General features: G+C 73.2%; 13 protein-coding genes. 7 read left to right on the forward strand and 6 right to left on the reverse strand.

The window, feature by feature from the left end; all coding sequences use genetic code 11:
- Positions 1 to 372: 372 nt before the first annotated feature.
- Positions 373 to 1251, reverse strand: a complete 879-nt coding sequence (gene panB, locus KBZ10_RS11920) for a 3-methyl-2-oxobutanoate hydroxymethyltransferase (RefSeq protein ID WP_210987534.1) — start codon at positions 1249 to 1251, stop codon at positions 373 to 375.
- Positions 1252 to 1598: 347 nt separating this feature from the next.
- Between panB and KBZ10_RS11925 the strand changes: the two genes are divergently transcribed.
- Complete coding sequence (locus KBZ10_RS11925) at positions 1599 to 2606, forward strand: endonuclease/exonuclease/phosphatase family protein (protein WP_374223338.1); 1008 nt, start codon at positions 1599 to 1601, stop codon at positions 2604 to 2606.
- 112 nt (positions 2607 to 2718) lie between these two features.
- Here KBZ10_RS11925 and KBZ10_RS11930 read toward each other — a convergent pair whose 3' ends face one another.
- Entirely contained in the window at positions 2719 to 4473 is a 1755-nt protein-coding gene (locus KBZ10_RS11930; RefSeq protein WP_210987536.1) for an NAD+ synthase, read from the reverse strand.
- A 119-nt stretch (positions 4474 to 4592) separates the two neighbouring features.
- Here KBZ10_RS11930 and KBZ10_RS11935 point away from each other — a divergent pair, with 119 nt between their 5' ends.
- On the forward strand, positions 4593 to 5417 hold the full coding sequence (locus KBZ10_RS11935; protein WP_210987537.1) for a site-2 protease family protein: 825 nt from the start codon (positions 4593 to 4595) through the stop codon (positions 5415 to 5417).
- Positions 5418 to 5782: 365 nt separating this feature from the next.
- Here the strand turns inward: KBZ10_RS11935 and KBZ10_RS11940 are convergent, their stop codons facing one another.
- On the reverse strand, positions 5783 to 5974 hold the full coding sequence (locus KBZ10_RS11940) for a hypothetical protein (protein ID WP_210987538.1): 192 nt from the start codon (positions 5972 to 5974) through the stop codon (positions 5783 to 5785).
- A 176-nt stretch (positions 5975 to 6150) separates the two neighbouring features.
- Entirely contained in the window at positions 6151 to 6855 is a 705-nt protein-coding gene (npdG, locus tag KBZ10_RS11945; protein ID WP_210987539.1) for an NADPH-dependent F420 reductase, read from the reverse strand.
- A 139-nt stretch (positions 6856 to 6994) separates the two neighbouring features.
- Here npdG and KBZ10_RS11950 point away from each other — a divergent pair, with 139 nt between their 5' ends.
- Entirely contained in the window at positions 6995 to 7630 is a 636-nt protein-coding gene (locus KBZ10_RS11950; RefSeq protein WP_210987540.1) for a hypothetical protein, read from the forward strand.
- 53 nt (positions 7631 to 7683) lie between these two features.
- On the opposite strand, the gene KBZ10_RS11955 is transcribed toward KBZ10_RS11950, so the two are convergent.
- Positions 7684 to 7947, reverse strand: coding sequence for a hypothetical protein (locus KBZ10_RS11955; protein ID WP_210987541.1), 264 nt, complete (start codon positions 7945 to 7947; stop codon positions 7684 to 7686).
- A 101-nt stretch (positions 7948 to 8048) separates the two neighbouring features.
- Between KBZ10_RS11955 and map the strand changes: the two genes are divergently transcribed.
- A complete protein-coding gene (gene map, locus KBZ10_RS11960; protein WP_210987542.1) occupies positions 8049 to 8906 on the forward strand; it encodes a type I methionyl aminopeptidase in 858 nt (285 codons plus the stop codon).
- A 54-nt stretch (positions 8907 to 8960) separates the two neighbouring features.
- Here the strand turns inward: map and KBZ10_RS11965 are convergent, their stop codons facing one another.
- Positions 8961 to 11573, reverse strand: a complete 2613-nt coding sequence (locus KBZ10_RS11965) for a glycoside hydrolase family 48 protein (RefSeq protein WP_247702213.1) — start codon at positions 11571 to 11573, stop codon at positions 8961 to 8963.
- Between the two features lie 1660 nt (positions 11574 to 13233).
- Here KBZ10_RS11965 and KBZ10_RS11970 point away from each other — a divergent pair.
- The 3 genes from KBZ10_RS11970 to KBZ10_RS11980 all read left to right on the forward strand — a co-directional run bounded on the left by KBZ10_RS11970 (position 13234) and on the right by KBZ10_RS11980 (position 16941).
- Positions 13234 to 14247, forward strand: a complete 1014-nt coding sequence (locus KBZ10_RS11970) for a glycoside hydrolase family 6 protein (protein ID WP_210987543.1) — start codon at positions 13234 to 13236, stop codon at positions 14245 to 14247.
- The gene (locus KBZ10_RS11975; protein WP_210987544.1) at positions 14244 to 14741 is read left to right on the forward strand and encodes a DoxX family protein; all 498 of its coding nucleotides are present in this window, start codon (positions 14244 to 14246) and stop codon (positions 14739 to 14741) included. Before KBZ10_RS11970 ends, KBZ10_RS11975 begins: the two co-directional genes overlap by 4 nt.
- A gap of 886 nt (positions 14742 to 15627) precedes the next feature.
- A complete protein-coding gene (locus KBZ10_RS11980) occupies positions 15628 to 16941 on the forward strand; it encodes a glycoside hydrolase family 6 protein (protein WP_282107817.1) in 1314 nt (437 codons plus the stop codon).
- Positions 16942 to 17279: the final 338 nt, after the last annotated feature.

Consider the following 17279-nt stretch of genomic DNA (forward strand, 5'->3'; position numbering starts at 1 on the left):
TCCGCGGGGCGGGGCGGACGGGCCGTCCCTGCCGGATGGAGGCGTCACACGAGCCATCCTCGCAGGTGGGACACCGTTCCACGAGTCCTCTGCCGGGCGGCTCGAACACGAGTATCCCAACCGGGGATTACCGAGGCGTTTCGCGGCCTCACCGCCCCCGCGCTCGGCCCTGTGAGGCCCGGGCCCCGGCGCGGTCCGCCGTCCCCCGGCACACCGACAGCCCGCCGATGGGGGATGTCGGCGGGCTGTCGGCCTCACAGTGGCTCAGGGGTGCCCGGGTACGGTCGGCGCTCGGGACGGCGCCCCTCCGGGCGGCGCCGGGGCGATGCCCGGGCGGCGCCGGGGCCGGGACCGGGCGCCGGCGGGCGGGGATCAGTGGAAGCTGTGCTCCGCCGCCGGGTACGCGCCGCCGACGACGTCCTCGGCGAACGCCCTGGCGGCGCCGCCCAGCGCCTCGCGCAGCTGGGCGTACTGCTTGACGAAGCGCGGCACCCGGCCGGAGGTCATGCCCGCCATGTCCGTCCACACCAGGACCTGCGCGTCGCACTCGGGGCCCGCCCCGATGCCGACGGTGGGAATGTGCAGGGAGCGGGTGACCTCGGCGGCGAGCTCGGCCGGCACCAGTTCGAGGACGACCGCGAAGGCGCCCGCGTTCTGCACCGCCTTGGCGTCGCGCAGGAGCTGCTGCGCCGCCTCCTCGCCGCGGCCCTGGACCGGGTAGCCGCCGTAGGCGTTGACGGACTGCGGGGTGAGACCGATGTGCGCCATGACGGGGATGCCGGACTGGACCAGCAGCTCGATCTGGTCGGCCGAGCGCTCACCGCCCTCCAGCTTCACCGCGCCCACGCCGGCTTCCTTGACCAGCCGGGTCGCGCTGCGCAGCGCCTGGACGGGGCCCTCCTGGTAGGAGCCGAACGGCAGGTCGCCGACGATCAGCGCCCGCTTGGTGCCCCGGACGACGGCGGCGGACAGCAGGGTGATCTCGTCCATGGTCACCGGCACGGTGGACTCGTAGCCGAGGTGGCAGTTGCCCATCGAGTCGCCGACGAGCATGACGGGGATGCCGGACTCGTCGAACACGGAAGCGGTCATGGCGTCGTAGGCGGTGAGCATCGGCCACTTCTCGCCGCGCTGCTTGGCGGCGGCGATGTCGCGGACGGTGATGCGCCGGTTCCCCGTGCCGCCGTACAGCGTCTTCCCGCTGTCGGCCGTGGGCTGCTTCGGGGCAGGCGCAGGCGAAACATGCGTCATGGCTTCGGCTCCTTGTCGTCTCGAGGCGCCCTGACGGCGTCCCCGGATCACTCCCATGGTGGCACCGGCCGGGCGATCCGGAAAGTGGCGTGCCCCACACCTCGCGCCGCGGGGCCGGAACGGCGGGAAAGCCCGCGGTGGGCCCGGGGGTGATGGCGCCGGATGTCCTGTTTCCGTCACAGCTGCGGGGGCACCGGTACGGTCCGGAACCCCGCGTGCCGCCCCGGACGTCCCCCGTCAGCGAGGCCCGCCGCGCACGGCGGGCAGGTCATACCGATCCCCTAGGGTGCGTACGGCGGGGACGGGCGCGAACGAGGCACGAAGGGCAGCACATGGCGCAGGCGTACATGACGGAGTCGGGAGTCGGCGGCCCGGACCCCGAGGGGACCGGTTCCCGGTTCCGGCGTCTGGCGGCCGCCGCGCGGTTCGGTCCGGGCGCCTGGCGGCGCGGCATCCTGCTGGCGGTCTGCTCCGTCCTGCTCGCGCTGGTGATGGTCTTCCACGCCGAGGTGCCGAACCGCGTCGGCAACCTGGGCAGTCTGCTGGAGACCTTCCTGCCCTGGCTGGGGCTGGCCCTGCCGGTGCTGCTCGCCCTGGGGCTGCTGCGGCGCTCGGCCACGGCGCTGATCGCGCTGCTGCTGCCGCTGGCCGTGTGGCTCAACCTCTTCAGCGCGCTCGTCACCGACAAGGCGGGCACCGGCGGCGAGCTGACGGTGGTCACGCACAACGTCAACGCCGACAATCCCGACCCGGCGGGCACCGCGCGGGAGATCGCCGGCTCCGGCGCCGACGTGGTGGCGCTGCAGGAGCTGAAGCAGGGGGCGGTGCCGGTGTACGAGGAGGGGCTCGCCGCGGAGTACCCCCATCACGCGGTGAAGGGCACGGTCGGGCTCTGGAGCAAGTACCCGCTGTCGAGCGTCCGCGGCGTCGACATCGGCCTGGGCTGGACCCGGGCCATGCGCGGCACGGTCAGCGCGCCGGGCGGGCCGGTCGCCGTCTACGTGGCGCATCTGCCCTCGGTGCGGGTGAAGCTGAACGCCGGGTTCACCGCCGGGCAGCGGGACGACAGCGCGGAGGCCCTGGGCATCGCCATCCGGGACGAGCCGCAGGAGCGGGTGGTCCTGCTCGGGGATCTGAACGGCACGATGAACGACCGCGCGCTGTCCCCGGTCACCTCGCAGATGCGGTCCACGCAGGGCGCGGCGGGCGACGGCTTCGGCTTCAGCTGGCCCGCGTCGTTCCCGATGGCGCGGATCGACCAGATCATGGTGCGCGGGGTGGAGCCGGTCGCGTCCTGGTCGCTGCCGCGGACGGACAGCGACCATCTGCCGGTCGCGGCGTCCGTGGACTTCTGACCGGGGCCGCCGCCCCACGCGCGGACGGCGGCCCCCGAGCGGCTCGACGGGCCCCGCGGCGGGAGCGGCGGGGCAGGGCCGGGGCGCGGTCGCGGTGCCGGGCCCGCCCGGCTCAGCCGGTCTCCTCCCGCCAGCGGTTGGTGATCGGCAGCCGCCGGTCCTTGCCGAAGCCCTTGGCGGAGATCTTGGTGCCCGGCGGGTACTGGCGCCGCTTGTACTCCGCCGCGTCCACCATCCGCAGCACCCGGGCGACCAGCTCCGCGTCGAAGCCCGCGGCGACGATCTCCTCGCGGCCGGCGTCCCGGTCGACGTACAGCTCCAGGATGCGGTCGAGGACGTCGTAGTCCGGCAGGGAGTCGGTGTCCACCTGGCCGGGGCGCAGCTCGGCGCTGGGCGGCTTGCTGATGGAGTTCTCGGGGATCGGCGGGGTCTGGCCGCGCTCCTCGGCGGCCCGGTTGCGCCAGCGCGCGAGGCGGAACACCGAGGTCTTGTAGACGTCCTTGATCGGGCCGTAGGCGCCGACGGAGTCGCCGTAGAGGGTGGAGTAGCCGCAGGCCAGCTCGGACTTGTTGCCCGGCGCCAGGACGATGTGGCCCTCCTGGTTGGAGAGCGCCATCAGCAGGGTGCCGCGCAGCCGGGCCTGGAGGTTCTCCTCCGCGAGGCCGGTGAGTCCCAGCGACTCCATATAGGCGTCGAACATCGGGCCGATCGGGACGGTGCGGAAGGTGAGTCCCGTGCGCTTCGCCAGGTCGGCCGCGTCGCTCCTGGAGTGCTCGGAGGAGTAGCGGGACGGCATGGAGACGCCGTGCACGTTGGCGGCGCCGAGTGCGTCGCAGGCGATGGCGGCGACGAGCGCGGAGTCGATGCCTCCGGAGAGCCCGAGAATGACGCTGCGGAAGCCGTTCTTGGCGACGTAGGCGCGCAGGCCGACGACGAGGGCCGAGTAGACCTCCTCGTCGTCGCCGAGGCGGTCGGCGTAGCCGGCGGTCAGCTCGGGCTCGTAGCGGGGCAGCGGGTCCTCGCTGATGACGGCGTGCTCCACCCGCAGCCCGTCCCCGGCGGTGCCGGAGGGGATCGCGCCGGCGGCGGGCAGGTCGAGGTCGACCAGCACGCAGCCCTCGGAGAACTGCGGGGCGCGGACGATCACTTCGCCGCGGGCGTCCACGACGATGGAGTCGCCGTCGAACACCAGGTCGTCCTGGCCGCCGATCATCGCCAGATAGGCCGTGGTGCAGCCGGCCTCCTGGGCGCGCTTGCGGACCAGTTCCAGGCGGGTGTCGTCCTTCTCCCGCTCGTACGGGGAGGCGTTGACGGAGAGCAGCAGGCCGGCGCCGACCGCACGGGCGGCGGGGACCCGGCCGCCGTCCTGCCAGAGGTCCTCGCAGATGGCGAGGGCCACATCAATGCCGTGTACACGGATGACGGGCAGGGTCTCGCCGGGGACGAAGTAGCGGAACTCGTCGAAGACGCCGTAGTTGGGAAGGTGGTGCTTGGCGTAGGTCAGCACGATCCCGCCGCGGTACAGCACGGCGGCCGCGTTCCGCGGGGCGCCGGCGGGCTGCCCATAGCGCGGCTGCGCCTGCTCGGAGCGGTCCAGGTAGCCGACGACGACGGGCACCTCGCCCAGGCCGCCGGCCTGCAGCCGGGCCGCGAGCGAGGCGAGGGCGGCGCGGCTGGCCTCGACGAACGAGCGGCGCAGCGCCAGGTCCTCGACGGGGTAGCCGGTCAGCGCCATCTCCGGGAACGCCACGAGGTGGGCGCCCTGCTCGACGGAGTGCCGGGTCCAGTTGAGGATCGACTCGGCGTTCGCGGCGAGGTCGCCGACGGTCGAGTCGATCTGATTCAGTGCGAGGCGAAGTTGGGGCACGGCCGCCAGTCTAGTCACGGTAATCGTCTCTCTGACGCGATACGGGCCGGGAGAGGCGCGCTCCACGCCCCTCCCGGCCCCCGTCCACCCGGCCCGGGCCGCTCCAGTACGGTCGGCGCATGAGCACCGCGGCCGTTCCCCGCCACAACCGGGTCAGCCCCGTCTTCCTGGCGCTGGCCGCCGTCATGGCCGTCTCCGGCTGGGCGCTGTGGAGCCCGGACGCGGTACCGGTGCGCACCGGCCTCCTCGTCTTCCTGTTCGTCCTCTCGGGCTGGGTGGTCTCGCTCTCCCTGCACGAGTACGCCCATGCCCGGACGGCCCTGCACAGCGGCGACATCTCCGTCGGCGCCAAGGGGTACCTCACGCTCAACCCGCTGAAGTACAGCCATGCCCTGCTGAGCATCGTGCTGCCGGTGCTCTTCGTGATCGCGGGCGGGATCGGCCTGCCGGGCGGCGCGGTGTTCATCGAGCGGGGCCGGATCCCGGGGCGGCTGCGGCACAGCCTGATCTCGGCGGCCGGGCCGCTCACCAATGTGCTCTTCGCGGTCGCCCTGACCGCCCCGTTCCGGCTGGACGCGCTGGACGGCGTACCGCTCGCCTTCCGCTGCGCCCTCGCCTTCCTGGCGCTGCTCCAGGTGACGGCCGCGGTCCTCAACTTCCTGCCGGTACCGGGCCTGGACGGCTACGGCGTCATCGAGCCCTGGCTGTCGCGGGGAGCCCGGCGGCAGCTGGACCAGGTCGCGCCGTTCGGGCTGCTGGTGGTCTTCGCGCTGCTGTGGGTGCCGGAGGTCAACCGGGTCTTCTTCGGCACGGTGGACGCCCTGCTGGCCGGGCTCGGCGTGAGCGGGTTCGAGACGGCGCTGGGCCTGGAGTGGTTCCGTTTCTGGGAGGGCGAACCGGACGGCGGCTGGTTCCGCTACGAGGAGACCGCACCCCTGGGCTGACCGGCCGGGCGCCCGTGGGCGGCCTCGCCGGCCCGGTGTCGCCTCCTCACCGGGGGGGGTGAGCGCGATGTCGAAGGCGTCCTCGGGGGCGCCGGTCGGCGCCGCCACGGAGTCGCGGAGCACGGCCTCCGCGCCGGGCAGCGTCCCCGGCCGGGTGACCCCCACCACACCGATGGGCGGCTTCCGGCCGTGCTTCCGGCGTTCCGCGTCGACCCGCAGTCCTTCCGTCCGGCCGTCCGGCCGTCCGGCCGTACCGGCCGTACCGGCCGTACCTTCGGCGAGCACGCGGGTCTCACGGCGGCTCGCGAAGCGGCCGGGCCGGGCCGGGCATCCGGCCCGGGAGTCCGGTCCCCGGCCGCGGGCGGTCAGGCGGCGGGGTGCTGCGCCGCCGCGCGCTGGGCCCTGGCCCTGCGGAACTGGAACCAGGCCATGTTGGAGGAGATGCCCGCCATCATGACCCAGAGGATGCCCAGCCAGTTCCCCTCCACGAAGGAGACCACGGCCGCGGCGGTGGCGAGCAGGCAGACGGCGAGCGAGAAGAGGGCGAGGCGGGGCATGGCGGTCGGCTCCTCGGAGGGGCGGGTGCGACGTACCCGGCCATTGTCCCCCACGGCTCCCGGGGCCCCTCTCCCCCGCCCCCTTCGCGGCCCGGCCCTGCCCGGTCCTGCCCGGTCCTGCCCGGTCCTGCCCTGCCCGGCCCTGCCCGGCCGCCGCGCGCCGGACCCCGCCGGTCTCAGATGTCGGTGACCCGCAGGCCGGCGTGGGCCCTGTACCGGCGGTTCACGGAGATCAGGTTGGCGACGAGCGACTCCACCTGGTGGGCGTTGCGCAGCCGGCCCGCGAAGACGCCGCGCATCCCGGGAATGCGTCCCGCCAGGGCCTGCACGATCTCGCAGTCGGCCCGCACCTCGCCGAGCACCATCACATCGGTGTCGATCTTCTCGATCGCCGGGTCCTTCAGAAGGACGGCCGAGAGGTGGTGGAACGCCGCGGTGACCCGGGACTCCGGGAGCAGGGCGGCCGCCTGCTCGGCCGCGCTGCCCTCCTCGGGCCTGAGCGCGTAGGCGCCCTTCTTGTCGAAGCCGAGCGGGTTGACGCAGTCCACGACGAGCTTGCCCGCGAGCTCGCCGCGGAGCTCCGCGAGGGTCGCCGCGTGTCCGTCCCACGGCACCGCGACGATCACGACGTCACTGCGCCGGGCGCACTCGGCGTTGCCCGCGCCCTCGACGCCGTGACCGAGCTCACGGGCGGCGGTCTCCGCCCGCTCGGCGGACCGGGAGCCGATGATCACCTTCTGCCCCGCCCGGGCCAGCCGGTAGGCGAGGCCGCGGCCCTGGTCGCCCGTGCCGCCGAGGACGCCGACCACCAGGCCCGAGACGTCGGGGAGCTCCCAGGGGTCCTTGGCGGGGGCCTTCTGCGCTGCGTCGGTGGAGTTCATGACAGCGATCCTGTCACACCCGTCCCGGCACTTCGACACCCCCGGTTCTCCCCTCCGGGGCCCCCGGGGACCACCTTTTCGGGGGAAGTCCGCCCGGCCGGCGGGCGGAGGGTTCCGCGGCTGGTACAGGATGCGCGCCATGGACGCCGTACGCGTGGCCCTGCTCCGCGAAGTGCTCGCCGGGACCGCCTGGCTGGACGCCACCCGGCGGTTCGCCGGGGCGCTGCGGCACTGTGTCGACCGGCGCGGCGGCGGACTGCTGCTGACGGGCGGCGCGGAGTACGAGCCCTGGCACCTGGCCGCCCACCTCGACGACGAGGCGGCCTGGTCCGGACTGCCGCAGCTCTCTCCCACGCTGGTGCGGCACCGGGTGCGGCCGGGAGAGCCCGCCCACCTGGCGGTCGGGCCCGCCCGGCTGGAGGCGGTGCGGCGGGGCGAGACCCTGCTGGTCGTCACACCGGAAGCACCGGGAGAGCACCTGCTGGAGCGGGTGCGCGGCGCCCGCCGCGCCGGGGCGACCGTGCTGGCCGTGGACGGCGGTGACCGTGACCTGCGGTCGCTGGCGCACGAGACGCTGACCGCCCCGGGCGCCGGGGCGGGGACGGCGGCGGGGACGGTGCCGGCCGCGGTGCTGGGCCTCGACACCGTGCAGCATCTGGTGAGCGCGGCGGCCGGGGAGAACGGTCTGCCCGGGCCGCGCGGCCGGCGCCGCTTCCGGGACCGGCTCTCCCGGCTCGCGGGGGAACTGCTGACCCCGCCACCGGCCCGCTGGTAGACCGCCCGGGCGCCGTCCGCACCGCCCGCACCGTCCGCCGGTCGGGCGCCCGCTCAGCCCCGCCCGGGGCCCGGGCCGTTCGCCGTCCCGTCACCGTCACCGTCACCGTCGCCGTCGTGCCAGCGCGGGTCGGTCTCCCACTCGGTGTTGCGCTCCGCCGCCGTCTCCATCGCGTGCTCGGCCTCGGGCCGGGTCGCGTACGGGCCCATGCGGTCCTTGGCCGGGCACTCGGGCCCCTCCTCGACCTTCCCGTGCTTCAGGCAGTAGTACCACTCACCCGCCTTGCCGGCCGGACGGTTCCTGCTGAACAGCGCCATCGAAGGGCTCCTCTCCTCGCGGCCGCTCCCGGCCGCCGCCGGCGGCCGTCGGGCCGCTCTGCCGCTCATGTTGCCCGAGCGGCCGCGGATACACTCGCTGCATGTCTGGCCAGTCGCTCCTTGTCCCCGGGACGTTGTCCCCCCGCCGTTCCGTGCCCGCCTCCATTCCGCGCCCCGAGTACGTGGGCAAGGACGCCCCCGCCCCGTACACCGGGTCCGAGGTGCAGGACGCCGAAACGATCGAGCGCATGCGGACCGCGGGGCGCATCGCGGCCCGTGCGATGGAGGAGGCCGCCCAGCACATCGCACCGGGTGTCACCACCGATGAACTGGACCGGGTGGCGCACGCGTACATGTGCGACCACGGCGCCTACCCCTCGACGCTCGGCTACCGGGGCTACCCCAAGTCGCTCTGCGCCTCCGTCAACGAGGTCATCTGCCACGGCATCCCCGACTCGACCGTGCTGCGCGACGGGGACATCGTCAATCTCGACGTCACGGCCTACATCGGCGGCGTGCACGGCGACAACAACGCCACCTACCTCTGCGGCGACGTGGACGAGGAGTCCCGGCTGCTGGTGGAGCGAACCCGGGAGGCCCTGAACCGCGCGATCAAGGCGGTGCGGCCCGGCCGGCAGATCAACGTCGTCGGGCGGGTCATCGAGTCCTACGCCAAGCGCTTCGGCTACGGCGTGGTCCGGGACTTCACCGGGCACGGCATCAACAGTTCCTTCCACTCCGGCCTGATCGTCCCGCACTACGACAGCCCGCACGCGACCACGGTGATGCGGCCCGGGATGACCTTCACCATCGAGCCGATGCTGACGCTCGGCACCCACGAGTACGACATGTGGGAGGACGGCTGGACCGTGGTCACCAAGGACCGGAAGCGCACGGCCCAGTTCGAGCACACGCTCGTGGTGACGGAGTCCGGGGCGGAGGTTCTGACGCTGCCCTGAGCCGGTTGCGGCTCCCCCGTCGCGCGCCCCCCCCCCCGCCCCCCCGCGTCCGGATCATCCGAACAGGGCGTCGTGCGCGGCGAACGCCGTGGCGATCTCCGTCTGGGCCCAGTAGCGGTGGTACGTGAACTCCGGCGCGGAGCCGCCGTTCAGGTACTGCTGCACCTTCGGGAAGTCGGGGTCGCTCTCGTAGAAGGAGCGGATCGACAGGAAGGTGGAGTCCGAGTTGATCGCGTCACCGTTGGGCATGGTGCCCGTCCAGCCGCTGGGGACGTAGAGCTTGTCCTCGCCGGAGGTGACCTCGAACCGGTTGTAGTCCTTGCGGACCTCGGGAACGGTGATGCCCAGGTCGTCCTTGTGCGCGAGCATCCCGTCGAGCAGGGCCTCGCCGGCCTCCCTGGCCTCCGCGTCGCCGGAGCCGGCGGCGTAGTACAGCAGGGTCTTGGCGAAGGAGGCGGCCACACCGACGTCGTTGGTGTGGTTCAGGACCTCGACGTGCAGGCCGCTGTTGCTGCCCGGGTTGGAGGCGTTCCAGGTGTCGGGCTGCCCGCTCCACTCCAGGTCGGACGGGATCTGATAGTTGCCCGTGCCGTCGATGGTGGAGTTCTCCAGGGCCCAGTCGACCCACTTGTCCATGATCTTCCCGGCGCGCTCGTCACCGGTCTCGGCGTACAGCTCGGCCGTGCGCTGCAGGCCCCAGACCTGGAAGCCGAACCAGCGGTTGGACGGCGGGTCGTGCCAGACGGGCTGCCAGTCGTAGTACATGCCGTAGAAGGTGGAGGAGTTCGACGGCGGGCTGGCGTACTGGCCGTCCCAGCTGTTGGTGGCACCGCCCGCGATGCCGCCCTCGGCGGACTGCAGCCACTGCAGGAACTCCAGCTGCCGGTCGAGGCTCTTGGCCCAGTCGGCCTGGCCGGAGGAGGACTTCGGCCTCATGTCCGGGTCCTCGGCCAGGGCGTAGGCGGCCATCGGGTTCTGGTAGCCCTGGTGGGCCGCGCCGTCACCGATGCGCCAGGCCCACGGGTACTGGGCGTCCGAGTTGGCGCCGCCCCAGGCGTAGTACCAGGACATCAGGTAGTGGGCGCTGTCCTTGCCGCTGCCCGCGGGGCAGGAGGGGCTGGTGCAGTTGCCGATCTTCTTGAAGTACTTGTCGAACATGGCGTAGCGCAGGTAGTCGCCCATCTTGACGGCCTTGGCCACCACGTCGGAGACCTCGCCGGCCTTGCCCTGCTCCTCGGCGTACTTCTTGGCCTGGTAGGCCACCTGCACCGCACGCGCGTCGGCGTCCGGGGCGTTGGTGTACTTCCACTGCTTGGAGTACGACGCGTCGTCGGTGAAGAGGTCGAGGAAGCCGTTCTCCCCGCCGTGCGCGAAGGTGTCGCAGGAGGGCTGCGTCACCGTCTCCCAGACGGACTCCTGCGAGCCGCGCTGGAAGGTGTTGATGAACGCGGGCGCCGTCTCGCCGTCGCCGCAGAAGCCGAAGCCGTACGTGTTGTCCACGTCCAGCAGCCAGTGCATGCCGTAGATCTCGTCGGTGCCGTAGGCCGACTTGAGCTCGGCGGCGATCGGGTCCCGGCCGACGGAGACGCCGGAGTCGAGCTTCGCCGGGTAGCTGGTCGGGCTCGGGTGCTCGGGCGCGTAGGTGGCCGGCTTGCTCGCGTCGTACGCGGCGTTGGTCGGCTGGTCCTCGGTGCCCGGGACGGCGAACTCCTCCAGCGACGCCCAGGCGTCGTTGAACGGTCCCCAGTCCTCGGTGATCCGGCCGTACTCGGACTCCAGCCACAGGTAGTAGCTGAACGCCTCGGAGGTCGTCTCGTGGCCGTGGTCCGGCGCCTCGACGATCAGCGTCTCGATGGCGTGGTACGGCACCTTCAGGCCGTTGAAGGTGCGGTAGTAGCCGCTCGACGGGTCGTTGATCTTGTTGTACAGGTCGAGGAAGTCCTGCTGGTACTCCGAGGCCTGCGGCGCGATCTCCTGGACCGGCACGGAGCCGGCCTCGTGGCCCGCCGCGGTCGCCTTGAAGACGGCCTTGCCGAGGTCACCGGTGGTGTCCGCGGAGTTGACGGGCACCTGCTGGACGCGGTCCCAGTTCTCCGGCGTGAACGTCAGCTCCGACTTCGCCGCGCTGATGTCCTTGGTACCGGAGGCCCGTTCCAGCGTCACCCGCACGTCCGAGGACGGCTTGGCGGACAGCTTGAGGCCGACGGTGGTCTCCCCGCCCTGCTTCACCTGCCGGGCCACGGGGGAGGCGATCACGGCCGGCTTCTCCAGGACGTTGACCAGGGACGGGTGCGAGCCGGCCGGCTTGCCGTCCTTGCCGTACGCCTTGGCGGTGATGGAGTACTGGCCCTCGGGGGCGTTCTTCCACTCCCCCTCGAAGGGGGCCTCGGTGTCGGTGGCCAGCAGCTTGCTGTCCGCGTAGAACTCGACCTTGGCGACGTCCCCGGTGGTCTTCGCCTTCAGCGGCACGCCCTCCGGGGCCAGCGCGTAGTTGTCCGCGCCCGTCTCGGAGGAGGTGAGCGCGACGCCGATGGCCTTGGCCTCGGCGGATCCGGCGGCCTCGGAGGCAAAGGTCGTCCCCGGCACCACCCCCGCGACGAGAGCGGCGAGGGCGAGTCCTCCCGTGACCGGGCCGGGCCGTAACCTGCGCCGTAGGTGTGATCTCATGGCCTGCTGGTTCCTCTCTGTCACATGGTGTGGGGCCATATGTGGGGGCATGGAGGGATGCTGCGGGGCGGGCAGGGGCACGCCCGTCCGGGGCGTGCCGTCACCCGTGGATCCGGCCCCGTGAGTGGGCTGTGCGGTGCGGTGCGGCCACTCACGGGGCCGGCGATCGTGGGGGCGGAGCGGCCCCGGCGCCGTGGGGTCGGGACGGCGCGGGTGGGGCCGGGGGTGGGGGGTGCGCGGCTCGGATCCGCGGTCGCTCGCACTGTGCCGTCGACAACGGCTTCCCGGGAGCCGGACGGGGGGTGGGGGTGGTCAGCTCTCGGCACGGTGCACTGAAACCGCTTCCAGTGCCGGGACTGTAGCGGTCGCACCGGTCGGTGAAAACCCTTACTCGCCAGTCCAGTTGGACAAAGTGACCGAGCGTGTTCCACACCAGGCCGTTCACCAGCGCTTTTGTTGACACTGCGACGGAAATCTCGCGGCCCGCGCCGCCCGGCCCCCAACCACCGTCTCTGACCTGCGCGTTGAGAAGTGGCCCGCGCCGCTCCTATTGACAGCGCCCTCACCCGCACTCACTCTAAGAGCGCTCCCAGGTCCGATGGGCAACGCAGCCGGCCCGCCGGCAGGCGGGCGCTCCGCCGCCGACGCGAGTCCGGGTGACCGCACCCGGCACGGCGGACGGAGCGGACGGGGAGCGGTTACCCGGCCCGGAGTCCGGCCCTCCGCACACCGGCCGCCCGTACCACCGCACCTCCCCGTACCACCGCACCTCCCCGCACCACGAGCACCGCCCCGCCACCCCGGCACCGCACATCCGCAGCAGCACCCCGCCCCCACCCGCCCCGCACCGCCCGCAAGCAGCACCCCCCACCCGTACCGCCCGCACCGCGAGCACGGAGGCTTGCAGATGACCCCCCACCCGACAGCGGACGGGGGACGGACCGCCGAGACGGCGGCCCCGTCCTCCGTGGCGCTGACGGCAGCCGCGCCGGTCCGGAGCGCCGGCGCACCGGCCGGGGCGGGGCGGCGCGGGTGCGGGTGCGGGGGTCTGCTGCCCCGGCCGGCCCGGCCGCACCGGGAAGCCCCCGTGCGGCGGGGACCGTCCGACCCGAGCTCCGGCACGGCCGCCCCCCGCCCGGCCCGTGCCGGCCCGGGCGGCCGGGCGGCGCGCACCCCGGCCCTTCGCGGCCGGACGCCGGTCACCGTCCCGGCGGGTGCCGCGCCGCCCGCGCCGCCCACCCCGCGGTCTCGGCCCCGCCGGCCGGGACCGCCGTGTCCCCACCTGTCCGTGACGCACCCCCGGTCCGGGACCGCCGGCACCGCCGGCACCGCCGGGCACCGCCGGGCACCGTCGGCAGCGTCCCGGCCACCGCCCCCTCCATGGGCCGGCCCCGCGTTCGCGCGGCGCGCCTCCCTCGCACCCGGCCCGTGTCCGGCGCCCGGCGCCACCCCCCGCCCACCGGAGGCACACCGGCCCCACCGGCCCGCTGCCCTCCGGCCCCCGCACCCTCCGGGAGGGCTCCACGCACCCCCGCTCCTCCGGCTCACGTTCCGCCCCTGACACCCCGGAAGCACTCCGGAACCTCTCCTGGAAGCGCTTCCACGCTGTCTCGCCCCGGGCCGGGACCCTCGTCACCCCACCCCCCATGGAGCTTCACCCATGAAGAAACCCTCCTGCGCGACGACCGGCGCGGCCGTCCTGGCCGTCGCCGCCTTCCTGATACCCGCCCCGGCCGGCGCCGCCGCGGCCGGCCCGGCGGCCGACAGCACGTACTACGTGGATCCCGAGACCCAGTCCGCCACGTGGGTCGCCGCCAACCCCGGTGACTCACGGGCCGCGGTGATCCGGGAGCGGATCGCCTCCGTGGCGCAGGGCCGCTGGTTCACCCGGACCAATACCGACAAGGTGCGCGCCGAGGTCGACGCCTTCGTCGGCGACGCCCAGAGCGCCGGGCAGATCCCGATCATGGTCGTCTACAACATGCCCAACCGCGACTGCGGCGGGGCCAGCAGCGGTGGCGCCGCGAACCACTCCGCGTACCGGCAGTGGGTCGACGAGATCGCCGCCGGCCTGAAGGGGCGCCCGGCCGCGATCGTCGTCGAACCCGATGTCCTGGCCCTGATGTCCAACTGCCAGGACGCCTCCGAACAGCGGGCCACCCAGGAGTCGATGGCCTACGCGGGCAAGGTCCTCAAGGCCGGCTCCGCCGAGGCCAAGGTGTACTTCGACGCCGGGCACTCCCGCTGGCACTCCCCGCAGGAGATGGCCTCCCGGCTGGCCTCCGCGGACATCGCGAACAGCGCCGACGGCATCTCCAGCAATGTGTCCAACTACAACCACACGGCCGACGAGGTGGCCTACAGCCAGGCCGTTCTCAACGCCATCGGCTCGAACGGCCTGACCGCCGTGATCGACACCAGCCGTAACGGCAACGGCCCCGACGCCCGGGGCGAGTGGTGCGACCCGCCCGGCCGGGCCATCGGAACCCCCACGACCGCCGACACCGGCCAGGACCGGATCGACGCCTATCTGTGGGTCAAGCTCCCCGGCGAGGCGGACGGCTGTGCCGCCGCGGCCGGGCAGTTCGTACCGCAGCTCGCCTACGACATGGCCAACGCGGCACCCGCCGCCACTTCTTCTTCCAGGACTGTTTCCGAGGACGGTGCACGATGAGCGAATCCCGAGTCCGCATCTCACCCGTGGCGACGGCCGACCGGGGACTGGCCGGTGTGTTGAACCGCAGCAGCGGCCACGTCCTGGGCCTGTTCCGCATCGTCGTCGGCTTCCTCTTCGCCTGCCACGGCGCCGCGACCCTCTTCGACGTCCTCGGCGGCCCGCACAGCGGTGTGGTGCCCGAGGTCGGGGCCTGGCCGAGCTGGTGGGCCGCGGCGATCCAGCTCGTCGGCGGCGGTCTGGTCATGCTGGGCGCGTGGGCGCGCAGCGCCGCCACCGTGTGCTCGGGGTCCATGGCGTACGCCTACTTCGTCAGCCACCAGGGCGAGGCGCTGTTCCCGCTGCAGAACGGCGGCGAAGCCGCCGCGATGTTCTGCTGGGCCTTTCTGCTGATCGCCGTACTGGGCCCCGGCAGGCTGGCCGTGGACTCCCTTTTCCGCTCCTCGGGCGACGCCGAGCGGGAGAGCGGCGAAAGGAACGCACTCGCGGTGTGAATTCGCGGGACCGCCCGGAGGACCACACGACCCGCATTTCCGCCGCATGAATACCCTGGCTGGTCCGCTGTTCTCCGGTGGCACCGCCAACGGTGTCACCGGAAAAGCGGATGGAAAAGCGGATGGAAAAGCCGTTCGGGGAATCCGGCTCCCCGTAGAAGTACCGGGGCCGGGCCCGTCGTCCGGAGTCCCGGAACCAGTACCCTCCCCGGCCCCGACCCCGTTCCGCCGCTGCGCGGCACCGTCCCGCCGGCCGCCTTCAGGGACCGCCGGGCCCCCGCGCGCGGCGCGATCGGAAGGGGCCGTCCGGACCGCGGCCGACGCCTTCCGCACCGCCCCGCCGGGAGCGGTGATCCGCCGCCCCGGGCGGCTGTGACCAGCCCGGACAGCACGCCCGCGGCACGGAAGGCGGCCGCGGGAGGCCACTCCCGGGCTCCCCGGGCGGGCCGGGCGCCATGCCGGCCGGCCCGCCCGGGGACTCCCTCGACGCCCACCGCCGGCCGTCTCCGCCGCCGGCCTCCGGGCTCCTCCACACGACGCCGTGCGCAGTGCCGGAATGCCCGCCGGCACAGAGGGACCGAGCGGTGCGCACCCCACGCCCGTCATAATGCCGGGGCGTTGTTTCGCCCATGCGGCGGTCATGGAAATTCCATGTGTCAAAGACCTTCTCAGTTTGTCCCGCCACTGGTAGCGTCCTTCGTGTGGGAGCGCTCCCATTGAGCCACGGCGCTTCCCAGTCCCCCACCGTCTCGCGTCGGCCAACGGCGCCGCGAGATGACACCGAATAGGAGCTCAGATGACAACCGATTCCCCAGGCGGAATGCGAAATACGCGCTTCCGTCGCGCCGTTACGGCAGTGAGCGCCATGGCGCTCGCCTCCGGTTTCATGATCGCCGCGGGGAACACGGCGAACGGTGACGAGGCGTCCTCCTCGGCGGCCGCGGCGCGCGTGGACAACCCCTACGAGGGCGCCCAGCTGTACGTGAACGAAGACTGGTCCCGGCAGGCGGCGGCGAGCGGCGGCCAGGCCATCGCCGACGAGCCGACCGCCGTATGGCTGGACCGCATCGAGGCGATCGACTCGGGCTCCGCGGGTGAGAACACCATGGGCCTGCGGGACCACCTCGACGCGGCCCTGGAGCAGGGCGCCAACGCCCTGCAGATGGTCACGTACAACCTCCCCGGCCGGGACTGCGCCGCGCTCGCCTCCAACGGCCAGCTCGGGCCGGAGGAGATCGACAAGTACAAGAACGAGTTCATCGACCCGATCGCGGAGATCCTGTCGGACCCGAAGTACGCCGGCATCCGGATCATCAACGTCGTCGAGATCGACTCGCTGCCCAACCTCATCACCAACGTCGGCAGCCGCGAGACGGCCACCCCCGAGTGCGACGTGATGAAGCAGAACGGCAACTACGTCAAGGGTGTCGGCTACGCGCTCGCCACCCTGGGCGACATCGAGAACGTCTACAACTACATCGACATCGGCCACCACGGCTGGATCGGCTGGGACGACAACTTTGGGCCCACCGCCGAACTGCTGCACGAGGCGGCGACCACCGAGGGCGCCACCGTCGACGACGTCGCGGGCTTCGCCGCCAACACGGCGAACTACGGCGCCACCGAGGAGCCGTACTTCTCGATCGACGACACCGTCGGCGGCAGGCCGATCCGCGAGGGCTCCAAGTGGGTCGACTGGAACCGCTACGTCGACGAGCTGTCCTTCTCGCAGGCGTTCCGCGAGGAAGCCGTCTCCGCGGGCTTCAACAGCGATGTCGGTGTCATCATCGACACCTCCCGCAACGGCTGGGGCGGCTCCGACCGGCCCACCGGCCCGGGTGACAAGAACGGCACCGCCGACGAGTACGTCGACTCCAGCCGCATCGACCGCCGCATCCACCTCGGCAACTGGTGCAACCAGGACGGCGCCGGCCTCGGCGAGCGGCCCACCGCCGCGCCCGCTCCCGGCATCGACGCCTACGCGTGGATCAAGCCTCCGGGCGAGTCGGACGGCTCCAGCGAGGAGATCCCGAACGACGAGGGCAAGGGCTTCGACCGGATGTGCGACCCCACCTACGGGGGGAACCCGCGCAACCAGAACAACCCGTCCGGCGCCAAGGGCGGCGCCCCGGTCTCCGGACACTGGTTCCAGGCCCAGTTCGAGGAGCTCATCGAGAACGCCTACCCGCCGGTCAACTGACCGCGGTCACGCGTGAGCCGAGCGCGGGAGCCCGGTGACCGCCCGGCGGTGACCGCCCGCTTCGGACGAGCAGCCCCGAGGGGCCCGGTACGGCCGACACGGCCGGCCCGGGCCCCTCTTCGTACGCTCCGGCGCTCCCGGACGCCCGCCAGGCCGGGGCCCGGACCGCCTCCGTCCCCGGCTCCGTCCCCGGGAACGGGCGGGAGCGCGGGGGCGGAGCGGCCGGAGAGCCGGGTGGACACCGGGTGGACCGGGTGAACGGGCCGATCCGGGCGAGCGGCGTGGGCCGGAGCAGCGGCGTGGGCCGGAGGAGCCGGATGAGCGCACGAGGCGCGTCT

Origin of the sequence: Streptomyces sp. F63 (genome assembly GCF_018070345.1) — a bacterium.
GTDB lineage: Bacteria > Actinomycetota > Actinomycetes > Streptomycetales > Streptomycetaceae > Streptomyces.

Bases quoted from the DNA above. Each gene is read 5' to 3' on its own strand.
- KBZ10_RS11925 (WP_374223338.1), top strand. From the start codon at position 1,599: ATGACGGAGTCGGGAGTCGGCGGCCCGGACCCCGAGGGGACCGGTTCC.
- npdG (WP_210987539.1), bottom strand. From the start codon at position 6,855: ATGAACTCCACCGACGCAGCGCAGAAGGCCCCCGCCAAGGACCCCTGG.
- KBZ10_RS11970 (WP_210987543.1), top strand. From the start codon at position 13,234: ATGAAGAAACCCTCCTGCGCGACGACCGGCGCGGCCGTCCTGGCCGTC.
- KBZ10_RS11975 (WP_210987544.1), top strand. From the start codon at position 14,244: ATGAGCGAATCCCGAGTCCGCATCTCACCCGTGGCGACGGCCGACCGG.
- map (WP_210987542.1), top strand. From the start codon at position 8,049: ATGTCTGGCCAGTCGCTCCTTGTCCCCGGGACGTTGTCCCCCCGCCGT.
- KBZ10_RS11955 (WP_210987541.1), bottom strand. From the start codon at position 7,947: ATGGCGCTGTTCAGCAGGAACCGTCCGGCCGGCAAGGCGGGTGAGTGG.
- KBZ10_RS11940 (WP_210987538.1), bottom strand. From the start codon at position 5,974: ATGCCCCGCCTCGCCCTCTTCTCGCTCGCCGTCTGCCTGCTCGCCACC.
- KBZ10_RS11965 (WP_247702213.1), bottom strand. From the start codon at position 11,573: ATGAGATCACACCTACGGCGCAGGTTACGGCCCGGCCCGGTCACGGGA.
- KBZ10_RS11980 (WP_282107817.1), top strand. From the start codon at position 15,628: ATGATCGCCGCGGGGAACACGGCGAACGGTGACGAGGCGTCCTCCTCG.
- KBZ10_RS11950 (WP_210987540.1), top strand. From the start codon at position 6,995: ATGGACGCCGTACGCGTGGCCCTGCTCCGCGAAGTGCTCGCCGGGACC.
- panB (WP_210987534.1), bottom strand. From the start codon at position 1,251: ATGACGCATGTTTCGCCTGCGCCTGCCCCGAAGCAGCCCACGGCCGAC.
- KBZ10_RS11935 (WP_210987537.1), top strand. From the start codon at position 4,593: ATGAGCACCGCGGCCGTTCCCCGCCACAACCGGGTCAGCCCCGTCTTC.